Annotated in this window: 15 protein-coding genes and 1 pseudogene; 9 read left to right on the forward strand and 7 right to left on the reverse strand. The window is 70.6% G+C overall.

Annotation, left to right across the window (positions count from 1 at the left end; genetic code table 11):
• Positions 1-113: 113 nt before the first annotated feature.
• Positions 114-1,346: a styrene monooxygenase/indole monooxygenase family protein gene (locus IF20_RS21885; RefSeq protein ID WP_052866959.1), complete on the forward strand. Its 1,233-nt coding sequence runs from the start codon at positions 114-116 to the stop codon at positions 1,344-1,346.
• Between the two features lie 250 nt (positions 1,347-1,596).
• Here IF20_RS21885 and IF20_RS21890 read toward each other — a convergent pair whose 3' ends face one another.
• Genes IF20_RS21890 through iolC form a run of 5 tightly spaced genes read right to left on the reverse strand, consistent with a single transcriptional unit; the run spans position 1,597 to position 7,988 of the window.
• Complete coding sequence (locus IF20_RS21890; RefSeq protein ID WP_052866960.1) at positions 1,597-3,090, reverse strand: CoA-acylating methylmalonate-semialdehyde dehydrogenase; 1,494 nt, start codon at positions 3,088-3,090, stop codon at positions 1,597-1,599.
• 38 nt (positions 3,091-3,128) lie between these two features.
• Positions 3,129-5,048 carry a 3D-(3,5/4)-trihydroxycyclohexane-1,2-dione acylhydrolase (decyclizing) gene (gene iolD, locus IF20_RS21895; RefSeq protein ID WP_052866961.1) on the reverse strand — a complete coding sequence of 640 codons (1,920 nt, stop codon included), beginning with the start codon at positions 5,046-5,048 and terminating at the stop codon, positions 3,129-3,131.
• Positions 5,045-5,983: a 5-deoxy-glucuronate isomerase gene (gene iolB, locus IF20_RS21900; RefSeq protein WP_052866962.1), complete on the reverse strand. Its 939-nt coding sequence runs from the start codon at positions 5,981-5,983 to the stop codon at positions 5,045-5,047. The genes iolD and iolB overlap by 4 nt, the downstream gene beginning before the upstream one ends.
• Positions 5,984-6,039: 56 nt before the next feature.
• Positions 6,040-6,921, reverse strand: a complete 882-nt coding sequence (locus IF20_RS21905; RefSeq protein WP_052866963.1) for a Cgl0159 family (beta/alpha)8-fold protein — start codon at positions 6,919-6,921, stop codon at positions 6,040-6,042.
• Positions 6,922-6,980: 59 nt separating this feature from the next.
• Positions 6,981-7,988, reverse strand: a complete 1,008-nt coding sequence (iolC, locus tag IF20_RS21910; protein ID WP_052866964.1) for a 5-dehydro-2-deoxygluconokinase — start codon at positions 7,986-7,988, stop codon at positions 6,981-6,983.
• 399 nt (positions 7,989-8,387) lie between these two features.
• Here iolC and IF20_RS21915 point away from each other — a divergent pair, with 399 nt between their 5' ends.
• The 5 genes from IF20_RS21915 (at position 8,388) to IF20_RS21935 (ending at position 14,047) form a co-directional block, all read left to right on the forward strand.
• Positions 8,388-9,308 carry a sugar phosphate isomerase/epimerase family protein gene (locus IF20_RS21915; RefSeq protein ID WP_052866965.1) on the forward strand — a complete coding sequence of 307 codons (921 nt, stop codon included), beginning with the start codon at positions 8,388-8,390 and terminating at the stop codon, positions 9,306-9,308.
• Positions 9,309-9,840: 532 nt separating this feature from the next.
• The gene (locus tag IF20_RS21920; protein WP_052866966.1) at positions 9,841-10,860 is read left to right on the forward strand and encodes a Gfo/Idh/MocA family protein; all 1,020 of its coding nucleotides are present in this window, start codon (positions 9,841-9,843) and stop codon (positions 10,858-10,860) included.
• A gap of 288 nt (positions 10,861-11,148) precedes the next feature.
• Complete coding sequence (locus tag IF20_RS21925; protein WP_052866967.1) at positions 11,149-12,009, forward strand: sugar phosphate isomerase/epimerase family protein; 861 nt, start codon at positions 11,149-11,151, stop codon at positions 12,007-12,009.
• Positions 12,010-12,013: 4 nt separating this feature from the next.
• Positions 12,014-13,432, forward strand: coding sequence for a sugar porter family MFS transporter (locus IF20_RS21930; RefSeq protein WP_110944415.1), 1,419 nt, complete (start codon positions 12,014-12,016; stop codon positions 13,430-13,432).
• 411 nt (positions 13,433-13,843) lie between these two features.
• Positions 13,844-14,047, forward strand: a complete 204-nt coding sequence (locus IF20_RS21935) for a helix-turn-helix transcriptional regulator (protein WP_052866968.1) — start codon at positions 13,844-13,846, stop codon at positions 14,045-14,047.
• A 118-nt stretch (positions 14,048-14,165) separates the two neighbouring features.
• On the opposite strand, the gene IF20_RS21940 is transcribed toward IF20_RS21935, so the two are convergent.
• Positions 14,166-15,269: a LacI family DNA-binding transcriptional regulator gene (locus IF20_RS21940; RefSeq protein ID WP_110944416.1), complete on the reverse strand. Its 1,104-nt coding sequence runs from the start codon at positions 15,267-15,269 to the stop codon at positions 14,166-14,168.
• Positions 15,270-15,612: 343 nt separating this feature from the next.
• Here IF20_RS21940 and IF20_RS21945 point away from each other — a divergent pair, with 343 nt between their 5' ends.
• Both IF20_RS21945 and IF20_RS21950 read left to right on the forward strand, forming a co-directional pair.
• Positions 15,613-16,614 (forward strand): Gfo/Idh/MocA family protein, encoded by a 1,002-nt coding sequence (locus IF20_RS21945; RefSeq protein ID WP_052866969.1) that lies wholly within the window; start codon positions 15,613-15,615, stop codon positions 16,612-16,614.
• A gap of 167 nt (positions 16,615-16,781) precedes the next feature.
• Positions 16,782-17,162, forward strand: a pseudogene (locus tag IF20_RS21950) (TSUP family transporter); the annotation flags it as partial.
• Here the strand turns inward: IF20_RS21950 and IF20_RS40920 are convergent.
• A complete protein-coding gene (locus IF20_RS40920; protein ID WP_407702535.1) occupies positions 17,091-17,786 on the reverse strand; it encodes a DedA family protein in 696 nt (231 codons plus the stop codon). The pseudogene IF20_RS21950 and the gene IF20_RS40920 overlap by 72 nt on opposite strands.
• Positions 17,787-18,194: 408 nt before the next feature.
• Between IF20_RS40920 and IF20_RS21960 the strand changes: the two genes are divergently transcribed.
• A complete protein-coding gene (locus IF20_RS21960; RefSeq protein ID WP_052866971.1) occupies positions 18,195-18,428 on the forward strand; it encodes a heavy-metal-associated domain-containing protein in 234 nt (77 codons plus the stop codon).
• Positions 18,429-18,431 lie beyond the last annotated feature (3 nt).

Genomic DNA, 18,431 nt, shown 5'->3' on the forward strand with positions numbered 1-18,431 from the left:
GGACCGCCCGCCGCGGCGCTCGCGCACCGTAGCGGATCTGTACACCCTGTGTGCCCCGCAAGTACAACTGAAAGAGGGGTCCGGCGCCGCATCCGGGCCGCGGGGGAGGCTCCATGCGTTCCATCGCCATTGTCGGGGCAGGGCAGGCCGGGCTGCAGCTGGCCCACGGTCTGCTCGCCGAAGGGTACGACGTCACCGTGGTCTCGGGCCGCACGCCGGAGCAGATCCGCTCCGGCCGGGTGATGTCGACACAGATCATGTTCGGCCCGGCGCTGGGCCTCGAACGGGCCGCGGGCCTCAACGCCTGGGACGGCAAGGCCCCCGGCATCACCGCGCTGCAGGCCACCGTCTGGGAACCACCGGGCACGCCCGCACTGCGCTTCACCGGCCGCTTCGACGACGAAGCGCAATCCGTCGACCAGCGGGTGAAGATGGCGGACTGGCTCGACCTGTACGAGGCGCGCGGCGGCCGGGTGGAGTACGGCGCGGCCGACGCCCGGCGGCTGGCCGCCCTGGCCGCCTCGCACGACCTGACGCTGGTGGCCGCGGGCCGCGGCGACCTCGCCCGGCTCTTCCCCCGGAACCCGGCCCGCTCCCCCTACGACCGGCCGCAACGCTCCCTGGCCTGCATCTACCTGTACGGCGTCGGCCATCCGCCGGAGTACCCGGCACCGCAGGCCCGCTCCCACCTCACGTCCGAGGCCGGGGAGTTGTTCGTGATCCCCGCCCTCACCACGGGCGGGCTGTGCGACATCGTGTTCTTCGAAGGGCTGCCGGGCGGCCCCTTCGACTGCTGGCAGGACCGCCCGGACCCGGACGGCTGCCTGACGCGCACGCTGGGCCTGCTGCGCCGGTACGCGCCCGTGGAGTACGAGCTGTGCCGCAACGCCGAGCCGACCGACGCCCGCTGCACCCTCTACGGCGCGGTCACGCCGACGGTGCGCCACCCGGTCGTCGAGGCCGCGCCGGGCCGCCACGTCCTGGGCATGGCGGACACGGTCGTCGTCAACGACCCGGTCACCGGCCAGGGGTCGAACAACGCGGCCCGCTGCGCCGCCCGCTACCTCCGCGCCATCAAGGAGCGCGGCGACGCCCCCTTCGACCGGCCCTGGATGGAGCGCACCTTCGAGACCTTCTGGGACCACGCGCAGTACGCCACGGAGTTCACCAACGCCATGCTCCAGCCGCCCCCGGACCACGTACGACGGCTGCTGGCGGCCGCCGCCCACTGCCCGGCCGTCGCCCACCGCTTCGTCAACGGCTACGCCGACCCCGCCGACTTCCGCCACTGGCTCACCGACCCGGACGCCGCGGCGTCCTACCTGGCGGAGATCCGCGCCCCGTGACCGACGCCCGCGAGGACACCGGTCGACGAGCCGGTCGACGAACGGTGGCGGGCCTGGCGGTCGGCGAAGGGGGGCGGGCCCTGGCGGTCGGCGAAGGGGGGCGGGCCTGCCGGTTCGCACCGGCGGGGCCCGTCAGCTCGTCCGGCGTCGGCTCTCGTCCGGCGTCGGCTCTCGTCCGGCGTCGGCTCTCGTCAGGCGTCGGTTCTCGTCAGCCACCGTCCCTCCTCCGGCGTCGGCTCTCGTCAGGACGTCAGCTGTTGCTGGGGAAGCCCAGGTTGATGCCGCCGTCGGAGGGGTCCGGCCAGCGGGTGGTGACGACCTTGCCGCGGGTGTAGAAGTGCACGCCGTCGTTGCCGTAGATGTGATGGTCGCCGAAGAGCGAGTCCTTCCAGCCGCCGAAGGAGTGGTAGCCCACCGGCACCGGGATCGGCACGTTCACGCCGACCATGCCGGCCTCGACCTCCAGCTGGAAGCGGCGGGCCGCGCCACCGTCCCGCGTGAAGATCGCGGTGCCGTTGCCCCACGGCGAGTTGTTCATCAGGGTGATGGCCTCGTCGTAGGTGTCGACGCGGACGACGGAGAGCACCGGGCCGAAGATCTCGTCGCGGTAGCAGTCCATCTCGGGCGTGACGTTGTCCAGCAGCGAGACGCCGATCCAGTGGCCGTCCTCGTGGCCCTCGACGGTGAAGCCGGTGCCGTCGATCGCGACGGTCGCGCCCTGGGCGCCGGCGCCGGACACGTACGAGGCGACCTTGTCCCGGTGCGCCTTGGTGATCAGCGGGCCCATCTCGGAGGCCGGGTCGTCGCCGGGGCCGATGCGCAGCTTCGCGGCCCGCTCCTTGACCTTCTCGATCAGCGGGTCGGCGGTGTCGCCCACCGCCACCACGACGGAGATGGCCATGCAGCGCTCGCCGGCCGAGCCGTACGCGGCGTTGATCGCGGCGTCCGCCGCCAGGTCCAGGTCGGCGTCCGGCAGGACCAGCATGTGGTTCTTCGCGCCGCCCAGCGCCTGCACGCGCTTGCCGTTGGCGGTGCCGGTGGTGTGGATGTACTTGGCGATCGGGGTGGAGCCGACGAAGGAGACCGCGGCGATGTCCGGGTGCTCCAGGATGCGGTCCACGGCGGTCTTGTCACCGTTGACGACGTTCAGCACGCCGTCCGGCAGCCCCGCCTCGGCGGCCAGCTCGGCCAGCTTGAACGCGGCCGAGGGCACCTTCTCGCTCGGCTTGAGGACGAAGGTGTTGCCGCAGGCGACGGCGATGGGGAACATCCACATCGGCACCATCGCGGGGAAGTTGAACGGCGTGATGCCCGCGACGACGCCGAGCGACTGGCGGAGGGAGGCGACGTCCACACGGGTGGAGACCTGCGTGGACAGCTCGCCCTTGAGCTTCTCGGAGATGCCGCAGGCCAGCTCGACGATCTCCAGGCCGCGGGCCACCTCGCCGAGCGCGTCGGAGTGCACCTTGCCGTGCTCCGCGGTGATCAGCTGCGCGATCTCCTCGCGGTGCGCGTCGACCAGCTCGCGGTACTTGAACAGGATCGAGGTGCGCTTGGCGAGCGAGCTGGTGCCCCAGGTCGCGTGCGCCGCCTTGGCCGCGGCGACGGCGGAGTCCACCTCGTCGACCGAGGCGAACGGGACCTGCTTCTCCTGCGCGCCGGTGGCCGGGTTGTAGACCGGACCGAAGTTGCCGGAGATGCCCTCGACGGGCTTGCCGCCGATCCAGTGGCTGAGGGTCTTCATGTGCGGGGCCTTTCTGGGGACGAAAGCGTCAGCGGAGGTCAGAGGTGGCGGCGGCGTCCGGCCGCCTGGCGGTCGTACTCCTCGCGGGCGAGCAGCGCCGCCTCGCGCGTCGCGGTCTCGGCAACGGGAACATCCCACCAGGCCTGGGCGGCGGGCGCGCCCGGCACTGTGTCAGCCGTTTCGGTCTCGACATAGACACATGTGGGCCGGTCCGAGGCGCGCGCGGCCGCCAGCGCGGACCGCAGTTCGGCCACGGTCGCCGCGCGGATCACGTCCATGCCCAGCGACGCGGCGTTGGCGGCCAGGTCCACCGGCAGCGGCTCGCCGGTGTAGGTCCCGTCCTTGGCCCGGAAGCGGTACGCCGTGCCGAACCGCTCGGCGCCGGTCTCCTCCGACAGGCCGCCGATGGAGGCGTAGCCGTGGTTCTGGACGAGGACGAGGTTGATGTTGATGCCCTCCTGGACCGCCGTGACGATCTCGGTGGGCATCATCAGGTACGTGCCGTCGCCGACCAGCGCCCACACCGGACGGTCCGGGGCAGCCATCCGCACGCCGATCGCGGCCGGGATCTCGTACCCCATGCAGGAGTAGCCGTACTCCAGGTGGTACTGACGACGGGACCGGGCGCGCCACAGCTTGTGCAGGTCGCCGGGGAGCGAGCCGGCCGCATTGATGATCACGTCGTCGTCGCCGACGGTCGCGTCCAGCAGTCCGAGCACCTGCGTCTGGCTGGGCCGCGCATCCTCCGGCCCGGTCAGGTACGCGGTGTCGACCAACTGCTCCCATTCGGCCTTGGCCGCGCCGTACGCCTCTTCGTACGCCCGCTCCACCCGATGCCCGGCGAGCTCCCGGGTCAGCGCCTCAAGTCCCGCGCGGGCGTCCGCGATCAGCGAGTGCGCGCCGAGCTTGTGGGAGTCGAAGGAGGCGATGTTGAGGTTGACGAAGCGCACGCCGGGGCGGGCGAAGAGCGTCGCGGAGGCGGTGGTGAAGTCGGAGTAGCGGGTGCCGACCCCGATGATCAGGTCCGCCTCCCGGGCCAGCGCGTCCGCGGTCGCGGTGCCGGTGTGCCCGATACCGCCCACGTCGGCCGGGTGGTCGTACCGCAACGAGCCCTTGCCGGCCTGGGTGGAGGCGACCGGGACGCCGGTGGCGTCGGCGAACGCGCGCAGGGCGTCCTCGGCCTCGGAGTGGTGGATGCCGCCGCCCGCGATCAGCAGCGGTCGCTCGGCGGAGCGGATGGCGTGCACGGCCTCCGCCAGCGCACCGGCGTCCGGCTGCGGCCGGGTGACGTGCCAGACCCGGTCGGCGAAGAACTCCTCGGGCCAGCCGAACGCCTCGGCCTGCACGTCCTGCGGGAGGGCCAGGGTGACCGCACCGGTCTCGACCGGGTCGGCGAGCACCCGCATGGCCTGCATGGCCGCCGGGATCAGCGCCTCGGGACGGCTGATCCGGTCGAAGTAGCGGGAGACGGGGCGCAGCGCGTCGTTGACGGAGACGTCGCCCGCGTACGTCACCTCCAGCTGCTGGAGCACGGGCTCGGCCGGGCGCGTGGCGAAGGTGTCGCCGGGCAGCAGCAGGACCGGCAGGCGGTTGACGGTGGCCAGCGCCGCGCCGGTGACGAGGTTGGTGGCGCCGGGGCCGATGGAGGTGGTGACGGCCTGCGCGGAGAGCCGGTCGGACTGTCGGGCGTACCCGACGGCGGCGTGCACCATGGCCTGCTCGTTGCGGCCCTGGAGGTACGGCATCCCCGGGGACTCGGAGCCGGCCCCCCGCTCGTAGGCCGCGGGCTGGGACTCCAGCAGCGCCTGGCCGAGCCCGGCGACGTTGCCGTGACCGAAGATGCCCCAGGTGGCGGCGATCAGGCGGTGCCGTACGCCGTCCCGCTCGGTGTACTGGTGGGCGAGGAACTCGACCAGGGCCTGCGCGACCGTGAGGCGGCGCGTCGTCGGGGCGGTCATCGGGGGTCTCCTGCCGGTGCGCTGTAGAGGGGGAGGCGGGGGTCGACGGGCTGCTCGGGCCAGGTGCCCCGGATCCAGCCGTGGTCCGGGTGGTCGCAGATGAGCCACTCGCGGGTCTCGCCGGGGCCCGCCATGACGTTGAGGTAGTACATGTCGTGGCCGGGCGCCGCGATGGAGGGGCCGTGCCAGCCGTCGGGGATGAGGACGACGTCGCCGCCGCGGACCTCGGCGAGCACGTCGGTGTCCCGGCCGTTGCCGGAGGGCGACACGCGCTGGTAGCCGAGGCCGGGCCGGGCGGTGCCGTCCTCGCCGACCACCTCCGCGATCTCGAAGTAGTAGATCTCCTCCAGCTCGGACTCCTCGCCCGGGCGGCACTCGTCGTGCTTGTGCGGCGGATAGGAGGACCAGTTGCCACCGGGAGTGAGGACCTCGACGGCGATGAGCTTGTCGCACTCGAAACCGTGGTCACCATCGCCTCCGGCGGGGGCCGCGGCTGCGAAGTTGTTGACCTGGCGGGAGCAGTTGCCCGTGCCACGCAGCTCGACGGGGACGGACGATGCGGGGCCGTAGCGGGCCGGGAGCCGGCGCTCGCAGCGGGCGCCGGTGAGCGCGAAGCGGCCGCCGGACTCGCTGGTGATGCCCACGTGCGCGTCGCGCGGTACGTAGGCGAAGTCCGTGACGCCGCTGAAGACGCTCTCCCGGCCGGTCAGCGCGAACTCCTCGCCGGAATCGACCGCCACCGTGCACCCGCCGGACAGCGGCAGCACGATCCACTCGCTGTCGCCGGTCGGGAAGGAATGGTGGCCACCGGGCGGGAGTTCGAGGACGCGGAGGGAGGAGTACCCCCAGCCGGCGTTCTTGGGATGGATGTCGAGGGCGTACGGGCCGTCGGCGGCGGTGCCGGCCGGGCGGTGGAAGCGGGATTCGGCGTTCATGACGTCAAGTCTCCTACTGATCACTGAAGGTGACAGATGCCTGTGGACAACTTCGGCTACAGCAGCCCGACGGCCGTATCCACAGCACTTGCCACATTCCCGTCCACGGGGTAGAGCAACGAGCGCCCGGCCACCAGGCCCTGCACGGTGGGCAGATGGAGCGCCTTGCGCCACTTCTCGTACGTCGTGTCCTGGTCGGCGGCCGAGATGTCGCCACCGAGCAGCACCGTCGGCAGCGTGGAGGTCTCGCAGACCTGTGCCATGTCCTCGGGGTCCTCGGTGACCGGCAGCTTGAGCCAGGTGTACGCCGAGGTCCCGCCGAGTCCGGAGGCGATGGCGACGGACTTCGTCACGGCCTCGGCACTGAGATCGTTCTTCACCTTCCCGTCGATCCGGCGGGAAATGAACGGCTCGACGAACGTGGGCAGTTCGAGCGCGGCCATGGCGTCGATGGCGCGCGCGGTGGACTCCATGGTGTCCAGCGACCCGGCGTCCTCGTAGTCGATGCGCATCAGCAGCTTGCCGCAGTCGAAGCGGAGCCGGGCGATGTCCTGCGGACGGTGGCCGGTGAACCGGTCGTCCATCTCGAAGGACGCGCCGGCGATGCCGCCGCGGTTCATCGAGCCCATCACGACCTTGCCCTCCAGGGCACCCATGAGGAGCAGGTCCTCCAGGATGTCGGCGGTGGCCAGCACCCCGTCGACGCCGGGCCGGGACAGCGCGAGCGACAGGCGTTCCAGCAGGTCGAAACGGTCCGCCATGGCCAGCTTGCGGTCCCCGACGGCCAGGGCGCCGCGCGCGGGGTGGTCGGCGGCGACGATCATCAGCCGGCCGCTGTCGCCGATGAGGGGGCGACGGGTGCGGCGGGCCGCGGCTTCCGCGACGGCTTCGGGATGCCGGGCCCGCAGCCGCACGATGTCGGAGAGCGGTGTGGTCAAGGCGTAACTCACCTTCTTGAGCGCCCGCGCGGTCCGCGCGGGCGAGTGCGGCGGTGTGGTCAGCGCTCCGCCAGGAACGCTTCGACCTCGGAGGTGGTGGGCATGGCCGAGGAGCAGGCCAGGCGGCCGGCGACGATGGCGCCGGCGGCGTTGGCGTACCGCATCATGCGCTCCAGATCCCAGTCGGAGAGCAGGCCGTGCACGAGGGCGCCGCCGAACGAGTCGCCCGCGCCGAGGCCGTTGACGACCTCGACGGGGGTGGGCGGCACCTCGGCGCTGCGGCCGTCGCGGTGCACGGCGAGCACACCCTTGGGGCCCTGCTTGATGACGGCCAGCTCGACGCCCATGTCCAGGAGCGCCTGGGCGCAGGCCTTCGGGTCGCGCAGGCCGGTGGCGACCTCGGCCTCGTCGACGTTGCCGACCGCGACGGTGGCGTGCGCCAGCGCCGCTTCGTAGTACGGTCGCGCGTTCGCCATGGCCTGGGGGCCGGTCTCGCCGCCGTCCCCGGAGGCACCGCCTTGGCCGCCCCAGAACATCGGCCGCCAGTCCAGGTCGAAGACGGTCGTCCCGGATGCGGCGCGGGCTTCCAGGGCGGCGAGCGTCGCGGAACGGCTGGGCTCCTCGCACAGGCCGGTACCGGTGATCCAGAAGACCCGGGCGGCCCGAATGGCGTCCCGGTCCAGCTCCTCGGGGCGGATGACCAGGTCGGGAGCCTTGGGCCGACGGTAGAAGTACAGCGGGAAGTCGTCCGGCGGGAAGATCTCGCAGAAGGTGACCGGTGTCGGGTACTGCGCGACCGGGGTCACCCAGCGGTCGTCCACGTCGAAGTCCCGCAGCGCCTGGTGGATGTAGCGGCCGAACGGGTCGTCACCGGTACGGCTGATCACGGCGGTCCGACGGCCCTGACGGGCCGCGGCGACCGCGACGTTGGTGGCCGAGCCGCCCAGGAACTTTCCGAACGTCTCCACCTCGGCCAGCGAGACGCCGGTCTGCAGCGGGTAAATGTCCACCCCGATGCGGCCCATGGTGATCAGGTCAAAGCGGCCGGTGTCGGTCGGCTCGGTCATGTGCGCCCCTTCGAGTAGGCCGGCACGGGCTGTCGACTCCCGGCCAGGTCGGCTCCGACCACAGGTCTAACGGGACGACTCAACCCCTGTCAACAGTTTGTCCTTACATTCTGACGTCGGCGATGCAATGATGACGGAGATAACGAAAGAGGGCCGGAGCTCGCGACGGAAGATGGCGAAACCGCCTGGGCCAGAAGACGGCGGAACCGCCCGGGTGAGAAGGCGGCGGATCCGCCTGGGCCAGAAGATGGCGGAACCGCCTGGGACCGCAAAGTCCTTAAGTCCTTATGTCAGGACGAAGTCTTGACAGGCTCCGCGCACCGATGAAGGCTGAGCCCACCACAACCCCATCCCGTCCCTTCCCCGGTCACCGCCGACCGGTGAGAGGAGAGCCGCACCATGCCCGTACCCAGCGCAGCCGCGCCCCGTCTGGACCGGCTCCGCGTCGGCTCGGCACCCGACTCCTGGGGCGTCTGGTTCCCCGAGGACGACCAGCAGGTCCCCTGGGAACGCTTCCTGGACGAGGTCAGCGAAGCCGGATACGAGTGGATCGAGCTGGGCCCCTACGGGTACCTGCCGACCGACCCTGCCGTACTCCACACCGAGATCGCCAAGCGTGACCTGAAGGTGTCGGCCGGCACGATCTTCACCTCGATGCACCGCGGCCCCGACGCCTGGGACGCGACCTGGCAGCACGTCAGCGAGGTGGCCACGCTGACCAAGGCGATGGACGCGAAGCACCTTGTCGTGATCCCGTCGTTCTGGCGCGACGACAAGACCGCCGAGCTCATCGAGCCGAGCGAGCTGACCACCGAGCAGTGGAAGCACCTCACCGGCGGCATGGAGCGCCTGGCGAAGCAGGTACGCGACGAGTTCGGCCTGGACATCGTCGTGCACCCGCACGCCGACACCCACATCGACACCGAGGAGCACGTCGAGCGCTTCCTCGACGGCACCGACTCCGACCTGGTCAACCTCTGCCTGGACACCGGCCACTACGCCTACTGCGGCGGCGACAACGTCAAGCTGATCAAGACGTACGGCGAGCGGATCGGCTACCTCCACCTCAAGCAGGTCGACCCCGACATCCTGGCCGATGTCCAGGCCAACGGCACCCCCTTCGGCCCCGCCGTGAAGCAGGGCGTCATGTGCGAGCCGCCGCTCGGCGTACCGGCCCTGCCGCCCGTCCTGGAAGCCGCACAGGCGCTGGACGTGGACCTCTTCGCCATCGTCGAGCAGGACATGTACCCCTGCCCGCCCACCCAGCCCTTCCCGATCGCCGAGCGCACACGCCGCTTCCTACGCTCCTGCGGGGCCTGAACACGCCGCTTCCCGCGCTCCTGCAGGGGCTGAACACGCCGCTTCCCACGCTCCTGAGGTGCCTGAGGTGCCTGAGGTGCCTGAGGTGCCTGGAGCGCTTGGGGCATCCGGAGCGCCGAAGGCCGCGTTCACTTCGTCCCCGACACTTCGCCCCCGAGCCCGATTCTTGAACCCGAGCGACGAGTTCTGAACCCGAGCGACATGAGCCGACACGATCGACACTACCGATACGAGCCGAAGCCATGATTGCGCCCCGCACCGAATACGCCCTTCGGACCGGATACGCCTAGTCGCAACCGCGACGGCCGCACCCACCAGCAGAGCGCGCAACCCTCCGCCCCACAGACAGGCCCTGCAGGGAGGGCGTACAGCCCTCCACCTCGGTGCGCAGGCCCGATTCAGCGGCGCGTGTGAGCGGTTCCCTTGTCCGCCGCGCTGCCTCCTCTTACTCCCGGCAACGATTACATAAAGTGATTCTACTCCCGGGAGTCATCACAGTCCGTATCTACCACTCGTAAGGATGAGGGACGACATGACTTCGTACGGAACGCTCGGGGTGGCGGTCATCGGTACCGGCCGGATGGGCTCGGACCACGTACGCCGCATCAACGACGTCATCAGCGGCGCGCGGGTGGCCGCCGTGGTGGACATCGACGCCGACCGCGTGAAGACCATCGCCGACGGCATCGAGGGCTGTACGCCCTACACGGACCCGGCCGCCGCGATGGACGACCCGGCGGTCGACGCCGTACTGATCGCCTCCCCCGGCCCGGCGCACGAGGCCACGCTGCTCGCCGCCTTCGAGCAGGATCTGCCGGTGCTCTGCGAGAAGCCGCTCACGCCGGATGCCGCCTCCGCGCTGCGCGTGCTGGAGGCCGAGCAGAAGCTGGGCCACCGCCGCGTCCAGGTCGGCTTCATGCGCCGCTACGACGCCGACTACATGAAGCTCAAGGCGCAGCTGGCACAGGGCGCTTACGGTCGGCCGCTGATGCTGCACAACAAGCACCGCAACCCCGCGGCCCCGCCCGGTTTCACCAACGCGATGATGATCAATGACTCGGCGGTGCACGAGATCGACGTGACCCGCTGGCTGCTGGATGAGGAGATCACCGCCGTCCGCGTACTCTTCCCGAAGCCCACCGACAAGGCACCCGAGGGTCTGAACGACCCGCAGCTCATCCTCTTCGAGACCGCCGCCGGCCAGGTCGTCGACACCGAGCTGTTCGTCGACTGCGGCTTCGGTTACCAGGTGCAGTGCGAGGCGGTCTGCACCGACGGCACCGCCCGCGTCGGCGACGACCGCGGGGTGTTCTCCAATACTGCCAACGGCTGGGGCGGCGCCATCGATCCCGGCTTCGAGGACCGCTTCGTCGACGCCTACGACCGTCAGGTACAGCGCTGGGTGGACGCCACCCGCCGCGGCGAGGTCGAGGGTCCGAGCTGCTGGGACGGCTACGCCGCCGCCGCGGTCTGCGAGGCCGGCGTCCGCGCTCAGGAGACCGGCGAGCGCATCACCGTCGAGCTGATCGAACGCCCGGCCCTTTACCGGTGATTGTCGGGCACCGTCGTGGCGCGGCGATGGCTATGAAGCCCCCTCGTGGGGGCGGCCGTCATGCCCTTGTTTCGGCGGGCGTCGGTGCCCGGCTCGTCGCGGCCGGGCCCGCCGGGTCCGGCCCCGGCCCCCTCCCGCGCTTGCCGCGCTCAGCTCCTTACTCCGATCGCTCTGACCGCCCTGACCACCCTGGTCGCTCTGATCGCTCTGATCGCTTGGATCTACCTGATCGCTTGGATCTCCCTGATCGTTTTGATCAGTCTGATCACTCCGAAAGGCTGCCCTTCCGTGAAGATCGCCCTTGACCCGTACATGTTCCGGAACGTCCCGCTGCTCGAACTTCCCGGCCTCGTCGCCGAGCTGGGCTTCGAGTGGATCGAGATGTCGCCGCGCGAGGACTTCAACCCCTTCTTCCTCCACCCGCGCGTGGACGACGGCACCGTGCAGAAGTTCCGCAAGGAGCTGAGCGCGGCGGGCGTGGGCATCTCCTCCGTCCTGCCCCTGTACAAGTGGTCCTCCCCGGACGAGGACGAGCGGCAGGCCGCCGTCCGCTACTGGAAGCGGGCCATCCAGATCACCGCCGACCTCGGTGTCTCCGCGATGAACTCGGAGTTCAACGGCCGTCCGGAGAAGGCCGACACGAGTGAGGGGCAGTTCTGGCGCTCCCTGGAGGAGCTGCTGCCGATCTTCGAGCGGGAGGGCATCACGCTCGCCCTGGAGCCGCACCCGGACGACTTCATCGAGGACGGCCACGCCGCCGTCGACATGATCCGCGGTATCAACAACCCGCTGGTGTCCTTCCTGTACTGCGCGCCGCACACCTTCCACCAGGGCAACGACGCGCCGGGCATCCTGAAGCACGCGGGTGGCCTGACCACCGCCGTCCACCTGGCGGACTCCTTCGACCACACCGGTTCCTCCGGGCTGCGCTACATCGTCAACCCGCCCGGCTCGACCGTCCGCATACACCAGCACCTGGACATCGGTCAGGGCGAGGTGGACTTCGACGAGCTGTTCCGGGAGCTGGTCGCCAACGGCTTCGACGGCACGCTGGTCTCCTCGGTCTTCGCCTGGGAGGAGCGTGCGAAGGAGTCCTCACGTTTCATGCGGGCCAAGATCGACGAGTACGTCACCCGCCACTGGAGCTGAGCCCATGGTCGCCGCACCGACCGCATCGGACGCGCCCGTCCACGGGGGCCAGGCCCCCGTCGTGACGGCCGGCCGCGCCAAACGCTTCATCGTCGGCATCGCTGCCATCGCCGCCATCGGCGGTGCCCTGTTCGGCTACGACACCGGAGTCGTCTCCGGGGCTCTCCCCTTCATGGAGGAGCACTTCGGCCTCACCTCCCTCGGGGAAGGCGTCATCACCAGCGCCCTGTTGATCGGCGCGGCGTTCGGCTCCCTCGCGGGCGGCCGGATGTCCGACCGGCTGGGCCGCCGCAATTCCCTGCTCTGGTCGGGTGCGGTGTTCATCGCGGGCGCGATCGCCGTCGCGCTCGCGCCCTCGGTCCCCTTCATGGTGGCGGCGCGCTTCGCCCTCGGCCTCGCCGTGGGCAGCGCGTCCGTCATCACCCCGCTGTACCTCTCGGAGATCGCCCCGCCGCACATTCGGGGCCGGCTCGTCTCCTTCAACTCGCTGATGATCGTCAGTGGCCAGTTGCTGGCGTACCTCATCAACGCGGTGCTCGCGCACTGGGAGGCGTGGCGCTGGATGCTCGGCCTGGCCGCGCTGCCCGCCGTCGCCCTCTTCATCGGCCTGTTCTTCCTGCCGGACACCCCGCGCTGGTACATGAGCAAGGGGCGTACGGGGGAGGCGAGCGCCGTCCTGCGGCGCACTCTGCCGGCCGCTGAAGTGGACGACGAACTGGCCCGCATCGAGCAGGCCCGGGCCCTGGAGACGAACGCCCAGCGCGGCGCCTGGCAGGAGCTGCGAACACCCTGGGTGCGGCGGCTCCTGCTGGTCGGCATCGGCCTGTCGATCGTCCAGCAGATCACCGGCGTCAACGCGGTCATCTACTTCGCGCCGAAGATCCTGCTGACCACCGGCCTGGGCACCAACGCCGCGATCACCGCCACCATCGCGGTCGGCGCGATCTCGGTCGTCGCCACCGCGATCGGTATGTCGCTGATCGACAAGGTGGGCCGCCGTCCCATGCTGATCTGGGGTCTGTCAGGGATGACCGTCTCCCTGGCCCTGCTGGGCGCCTCGTTCCACCTCCCGCAGTCCGTCGGGGTCAGCTTCCTCGTGCTGGGCCTGATGGTGCTCTACATGGCCTTCATGCAGGCCACGTTGAACACCGGTGTGTGGCTGCTGCTCGCCGAGATGTTCCCGCTGAAGGTTCGGGGGCTGGCCATGGGCGCCGCGGTGTTCGTGATGTGGCTGGTCAACTTCGCGGTCGCGCTGCTCTTCCCGGTTCTGCTGGACGCGGCCGGCGCCGCGGTCACGTTCTGGCTCTTCGGAGCGGCGTGCGTACTGTCGCTGGTCTTCTGCAAGCGGTACGCGCCCGAGACCAAGGGCATGGCCCTGGAGGACCTAGAGCACGAGCTGCGCAAGGCGGCGGCGCACGCGTGACCGGGCATACCGAAGGGTGAGAGAAGAGGGCGCGAGGGGCGGGAAGGGGGCGAGACGAGGGCGAGAAGGGAGCGGCGAGGGAGTGGCGACGGGCCGGGCGCGGCAGTTACCCGGCCCCTTCTCCGTACACGTGACCGGCCCCTTTGCCGTACACAGCCCGTCGCCTTCGTCGTACGTAAGCGTCCTCCCCGGGTGGTGGTGCGGTTTTCTCCGTACGGCAACGGCCGTCCGGGGTGCGTCACGGTCGTCACCATTACGCGGGTCTTCCGTCACAGGCCTTCGACAGGCTGTCCCCGTCGCTCAAGGACCTCGTTGCACCAGGCACAGGCTGAGTGATCGCCAAGCTGTGCGCAGTTCCCCCGCGGGCTCTTTCGGGCCGCCCTGCGTACGGCCGAGGGAGGTGCGCAGAACATGACCGACCGGAGGCTCTGGTCGTACAAGGAGATCGCCGCACACATCCGGGTCCAGCCGGACACGGTGCGCTCCTACCGGAAGCACGGGCTGCTGCCACCACCGGACCTCGTGGAGGGCGGAAGGCCGTACTGGTTCGCCGACACCGTACGGGAGTGGGTGGCCCGCCGGCCGGGCCACCGCGGCAGGCGCGCCCAGAACTGAGCGCCCGGCATCCGCCCACAGGCCCCGCATCGCCCGGTGCGGGGCCGTTCAGCGTACGGGCCGTTCAACGCACTTCAAGGCGCGGGACCGTTCAGCGTGCTGGCTGGACTGCTGCGCCTCAGTGTGGGGACGTGGCCGTGCCTCTGATTTCGAGGGCGGGTTCGACCAGTTGGCGTTCGGCGGGGCGGGACGGGTGGGCCATCCGCTCCAGGAGGCACCGCGCCGCCCGCCGCCCCACTTCGTGGCTGGCGTTGTCCACCGTCGTCAGCCACAAATGCCGGATCCGGGCGAGGTAGGTGTTGTCGCAGCCGACGAGGGAGAGGTCGCGAGGTACGTCGAGTCCCAACTCCTGCGCGGCGGAGAGGACCCCGACGGCCGCGATGTCGTTGTACGCGAAGACGGCGGTGGGCCGTTCGCCGCTGCCCGTGCCGCCGAGCAGTCGTACGGCGGCACGGTAGCCGCCTTCCTCCGTCGCGTCACTGGGCGCCATCACGATGCCGCCTTCGAGGCCGTGCTCGCGCATCGCCGCTTCGTAGCCGCGGCGCCGCAGCACACCGACGCTGCCCTGGCCCATGATGTGCGCGATCCGGCGATGCCCGAGGGAGATGAGGTGCTCGGTGGCCAACCGTGCGCCCTGCTCGTCGTCGTTGGCGACGGTGTCGACCCGGGGCAACTTCGGGTCGTGGGTACCGGCGACGACGGTCGGCAGCCGTCCGGCGACCTCCTCAAGGGCGCCGGTGTCGGGCAGCGTGCCCACCGCGACCAGACCGTCCACCCGCAGCTCGGCGAAGGCGCGGGTGAAGTCCTCGCCCGTCCGCCGGCTGAGCCGCCCGTCGGCCATGAGCATGCGCAGGCCGTGTTCGTGCAGCACGGAGTTCAGGCCGTCCAGCAGATCCACGAACCAGGGGTTGCGCATGTCGTTGAGCAGTACGCCCACGGTGTGCGTACGGCGTGCCACGAGGCTGCGCGCGGCGGCGTTGGGTCGGTAGTCCAGCTCCCGGATCGCGTCCAGGACGGCGGCCCGCTTGGCGTCGCTCACCTGCGGTGAGTCCCGCAGCACGAGGGAGACCAGCGACTTGGAGACCCCCGCGCGTTCGGCGACACTGCGGATCGTCGGCGGCCGGTTGGCGGCACCGTCGGCCGGCCGCCCCGCCTCCCTCTCCTGCCCCGCCTGTCGTGCCCGTCCGACCGGCTTCTCGGCGGACTTTTTGGACCGTTCCATGGGCCGGGATCCTTCCATTTGTCCGCGCACCCCGTCAACGAAAGGCGAACAACGGACGACGGACAACGGGTGAGGAGTGACGGGTGACGGGTGATCGGCGACGGGCAACGGGCAACGGGCAAGGAACAACGGGCAAGGAACAACAGGCGGTGGGCAACGGGCGACCGGTGGATGACGTCTGACCATTGGCGACTGCAAGGGTCCCTCCCGGGGTTGACACGACTATGTAAGGACATGCAGGGTTCACGGGTAGACAGTTGGACCGCTCCAGAGCGTTGAGTGGACCGTTCCAAAGCGGCCGCCCGACGCGGCCGCCGTGCCCCATCACGAGGGAGTGGCAGCTATGAAGCTCGGCCTCATCGGCACCGGTCGCATCGGTGCGTTCCACGCCGAGACCCTGAAGACCGTGCCCGGCGTGCAAGGGATCGTCGTTGCGGACGCGGACACCGCGCGCGCCCGGCAGTTGGCGGACAAGCTCGGCGTCACGGCGGCGGCCGGTATCGAGGACCTGTACGCGGACGGCGTGGACGGCGTGGTGATCACCGCTGCCACCAGCGCCCACGCCACCCTCATCCACCAGGCCCTGGACCACGGCGTCCCGATCTTCTGCGAGAAGCCGGTGGCGCTGGACGTCCCCGGCACCCTCAGCGTCGTCGAGCGCGCGGCCCACAGCCCCGCCCCCGTACAGATTGGCTTCCAGCGCCGTTTCGACGCGGGTTACAACGCCACCCGCGACGCGCTCCGCGCCGGCGAACTGGGCTGGCTGCACACCCTGCGCGCCTGTACCTCGGACCAGACGCCACCGCCCGCCGCGTACATCCCCACCTCCGGTGGCCTCTTCCGCGACTGCTCCATCCACGACTTCGACATCCTGCGCTGGCTGACCGGACGTGAGGTCGTCTCCGTCTTCGCCCAGGGGGCCAACAGGGGCGAGCCGTTCTTCGCCGACGGCGACGACGTCGACACCTGCGCCGCACTGCTCCGCTTCGACGACGACACCCTGGCCACCGTCACCGCGACCCGTTACAACGGCGCGGGCCACGACGTGCGTCTGGAGGCCTGTGGCTCCAAGGGTGCCCGTTTCGTCGGTCTGGACGACCGCGCCCCGATGCCCACCGCCGAGGCCCGGCTGTCCTGGCAGCAGTCCACCCCGTACGCGACGTTCATGGAGCGCTTCCACGACGCGTACGTCACCGAACTGACGGCCTTCACGGAGGTGGTGGCGGGCCGCGCGGCGAACCCCTGCCCGGTCTCCGACGCCCTCGAAGCGCTTTACATCGCTGAGGCGTGCGAGCGCTCGCGCCGTACCGGCGCGCCGGTCGCGATCGCCGACGTCCGCGCCTGAGCGACGCCGTCACCGTGCTCGACCGGCTCAACCTGTTCGACCCGTTCGGCCCGTTCGGCCCATTCGACCGGCTCGACCTGGGGCTTCTCCCGCTGCTCACCCTGGTGGTGGCCGCGCTGCTGGCGGGCTTCTCCAAGACCGCCCTCAGCGGCGTGGCCGCCGTAGGCGTGGCCCTGTTCGCCGCCGTACCCCCCCGCCAAGGAGTCCACCGGCGCCCTGCTGCCCCGCCTCCCTCTGCCCCTCCTCCCCCCCACGAGGCGCGCAGCAGCTGGCTCCGTACCGTCCTCTACGGCCTCACCGCCGGCTTCGCCACGATGGTCGCCAATGCGGGCGGCCCGGCGATGTCGCTGTACCTGCTCGCCTCAGGTCTCGGCATGCTCGGCTTCCTCGGTACGGCGGCGTGGTTCTTCTTCCTGGTGAACGCCTTCAAGCTGCCCTTCAGTATCGGCTTGGACCTGCTCACTCCGGACGTCCTCCTACTGGACGCCGTTCTCCTGCCCGCCGTCCTGCTGGGCGCCTACCTCGGCCGCCGCTGCATCCACCGCCTCGACCGCCCCCTCTTCACCTGTCTCTCCCTTGTCCTCACCACCCTCTCCAGCCTCAACCTGCTGCGCTGACCGGACCGCCAGGTGTCGCAGCGCCACGTGCTGCACGAGAGCCGTCGCGCCGCAGACGAGCGCGGAGAGGCCGATGCTCAGTGCCAGGGCGGGGACGAAGGAGTGGGTGGCCGTGGTGCCGAGGTAGCCGACGCCGACCGAGTACGACGCCCAGAGCGTCTCGGCGATCGCGCAGCCGAGGAGGTAGCGGCGCACGGGGTACCGGACGACGCCGGTGACGAGGGCCGCGGCGACCCGCCCTGCCGGGAGGAAGCGGACGCCCGCCACGAAGGGCACGCCGTACCGGTCGACCAGCAGGGATGTCCGCTCCAGGAATGCGCGGCGTCGGGCGCGGCGGCCCATCCAGGCGCGTGCAGGGCGGCCGAACCGGCGCGCGGCCAGGTGGAGCAGGAGGTCGCCCAGGAGCGCGCTGCCGGCGACGACGGGGAGGACGAGGGCCAGGTGGAGGTCGCCGTCGGCGGCGAGGACGCCGGCCCAGGCGAGCAGGGCGGCGTTGGGTACGAGGGGTGGCGCGGTGGTCAGCGCCAGCAGTCCGTAGACGGCAAGCGTGTTCACGGTGGCCCCGCCTCCTTGATCTGGCGTCCCTCCCCCGTGGCTTCCGGTCCCGTCCGGTTCCCTACCTCCCGATCTTTTCCTGTCCTACCCGGTCCTTTCTCGCCGTTTCTCTCCCTTTCCAGCTCCTTCCTGACCTTCTCGGCCCCTTCCTGACCTTCCCGGCTCCTTTCTGTACCTCCCGGCTCTTTCCTGTCCTTCCAGGCTCGTACCGGGGCTGCCGGACGGCAATGTTTCCGAATGTTCGCGGCGCGGCGTAAGGGTTTTGCGCTTAATACCCCCTAGGGGTATACAGTGGGCATCGGAACCACGGAACATCCGGAGTCACCCGGATCCAGAGAGTCACCCGGATCCATAGTCACCATCCGAAGTCACCCGACATCCACAGTCACCCGGCACAAGGAGAGTTCCATGACTGCACCGGCCGACCAGCCCGTCACCACCACCTACAAGGTCACCGGCATGACCTGCGGTCACTGCGAGGGCGCGGTGAAGGAGGAGATTTCCGAGATCGCCGGCGTCAGCTCGGTCGAGGCCGCCGCCGCGACCGGCCTCGTTACCGTTGTCTCGCAGGCCCCGCTCGACGAGGAAGCGGTCCGCGCCGCCGTCGACGAGGCCGGCTACGAGCTCGTGGGCCAGGCCTGATCC

Source organism: Streptomyces niger (assembly GCF_000718305.1).
In the GTDB taxonomy this organism is placed as follows: Bacteria; Actinomycetota; Actinomycetes; order Streptomycetales; family Streptomycetaceae; genus Streptomyces; species Streptomyces niger.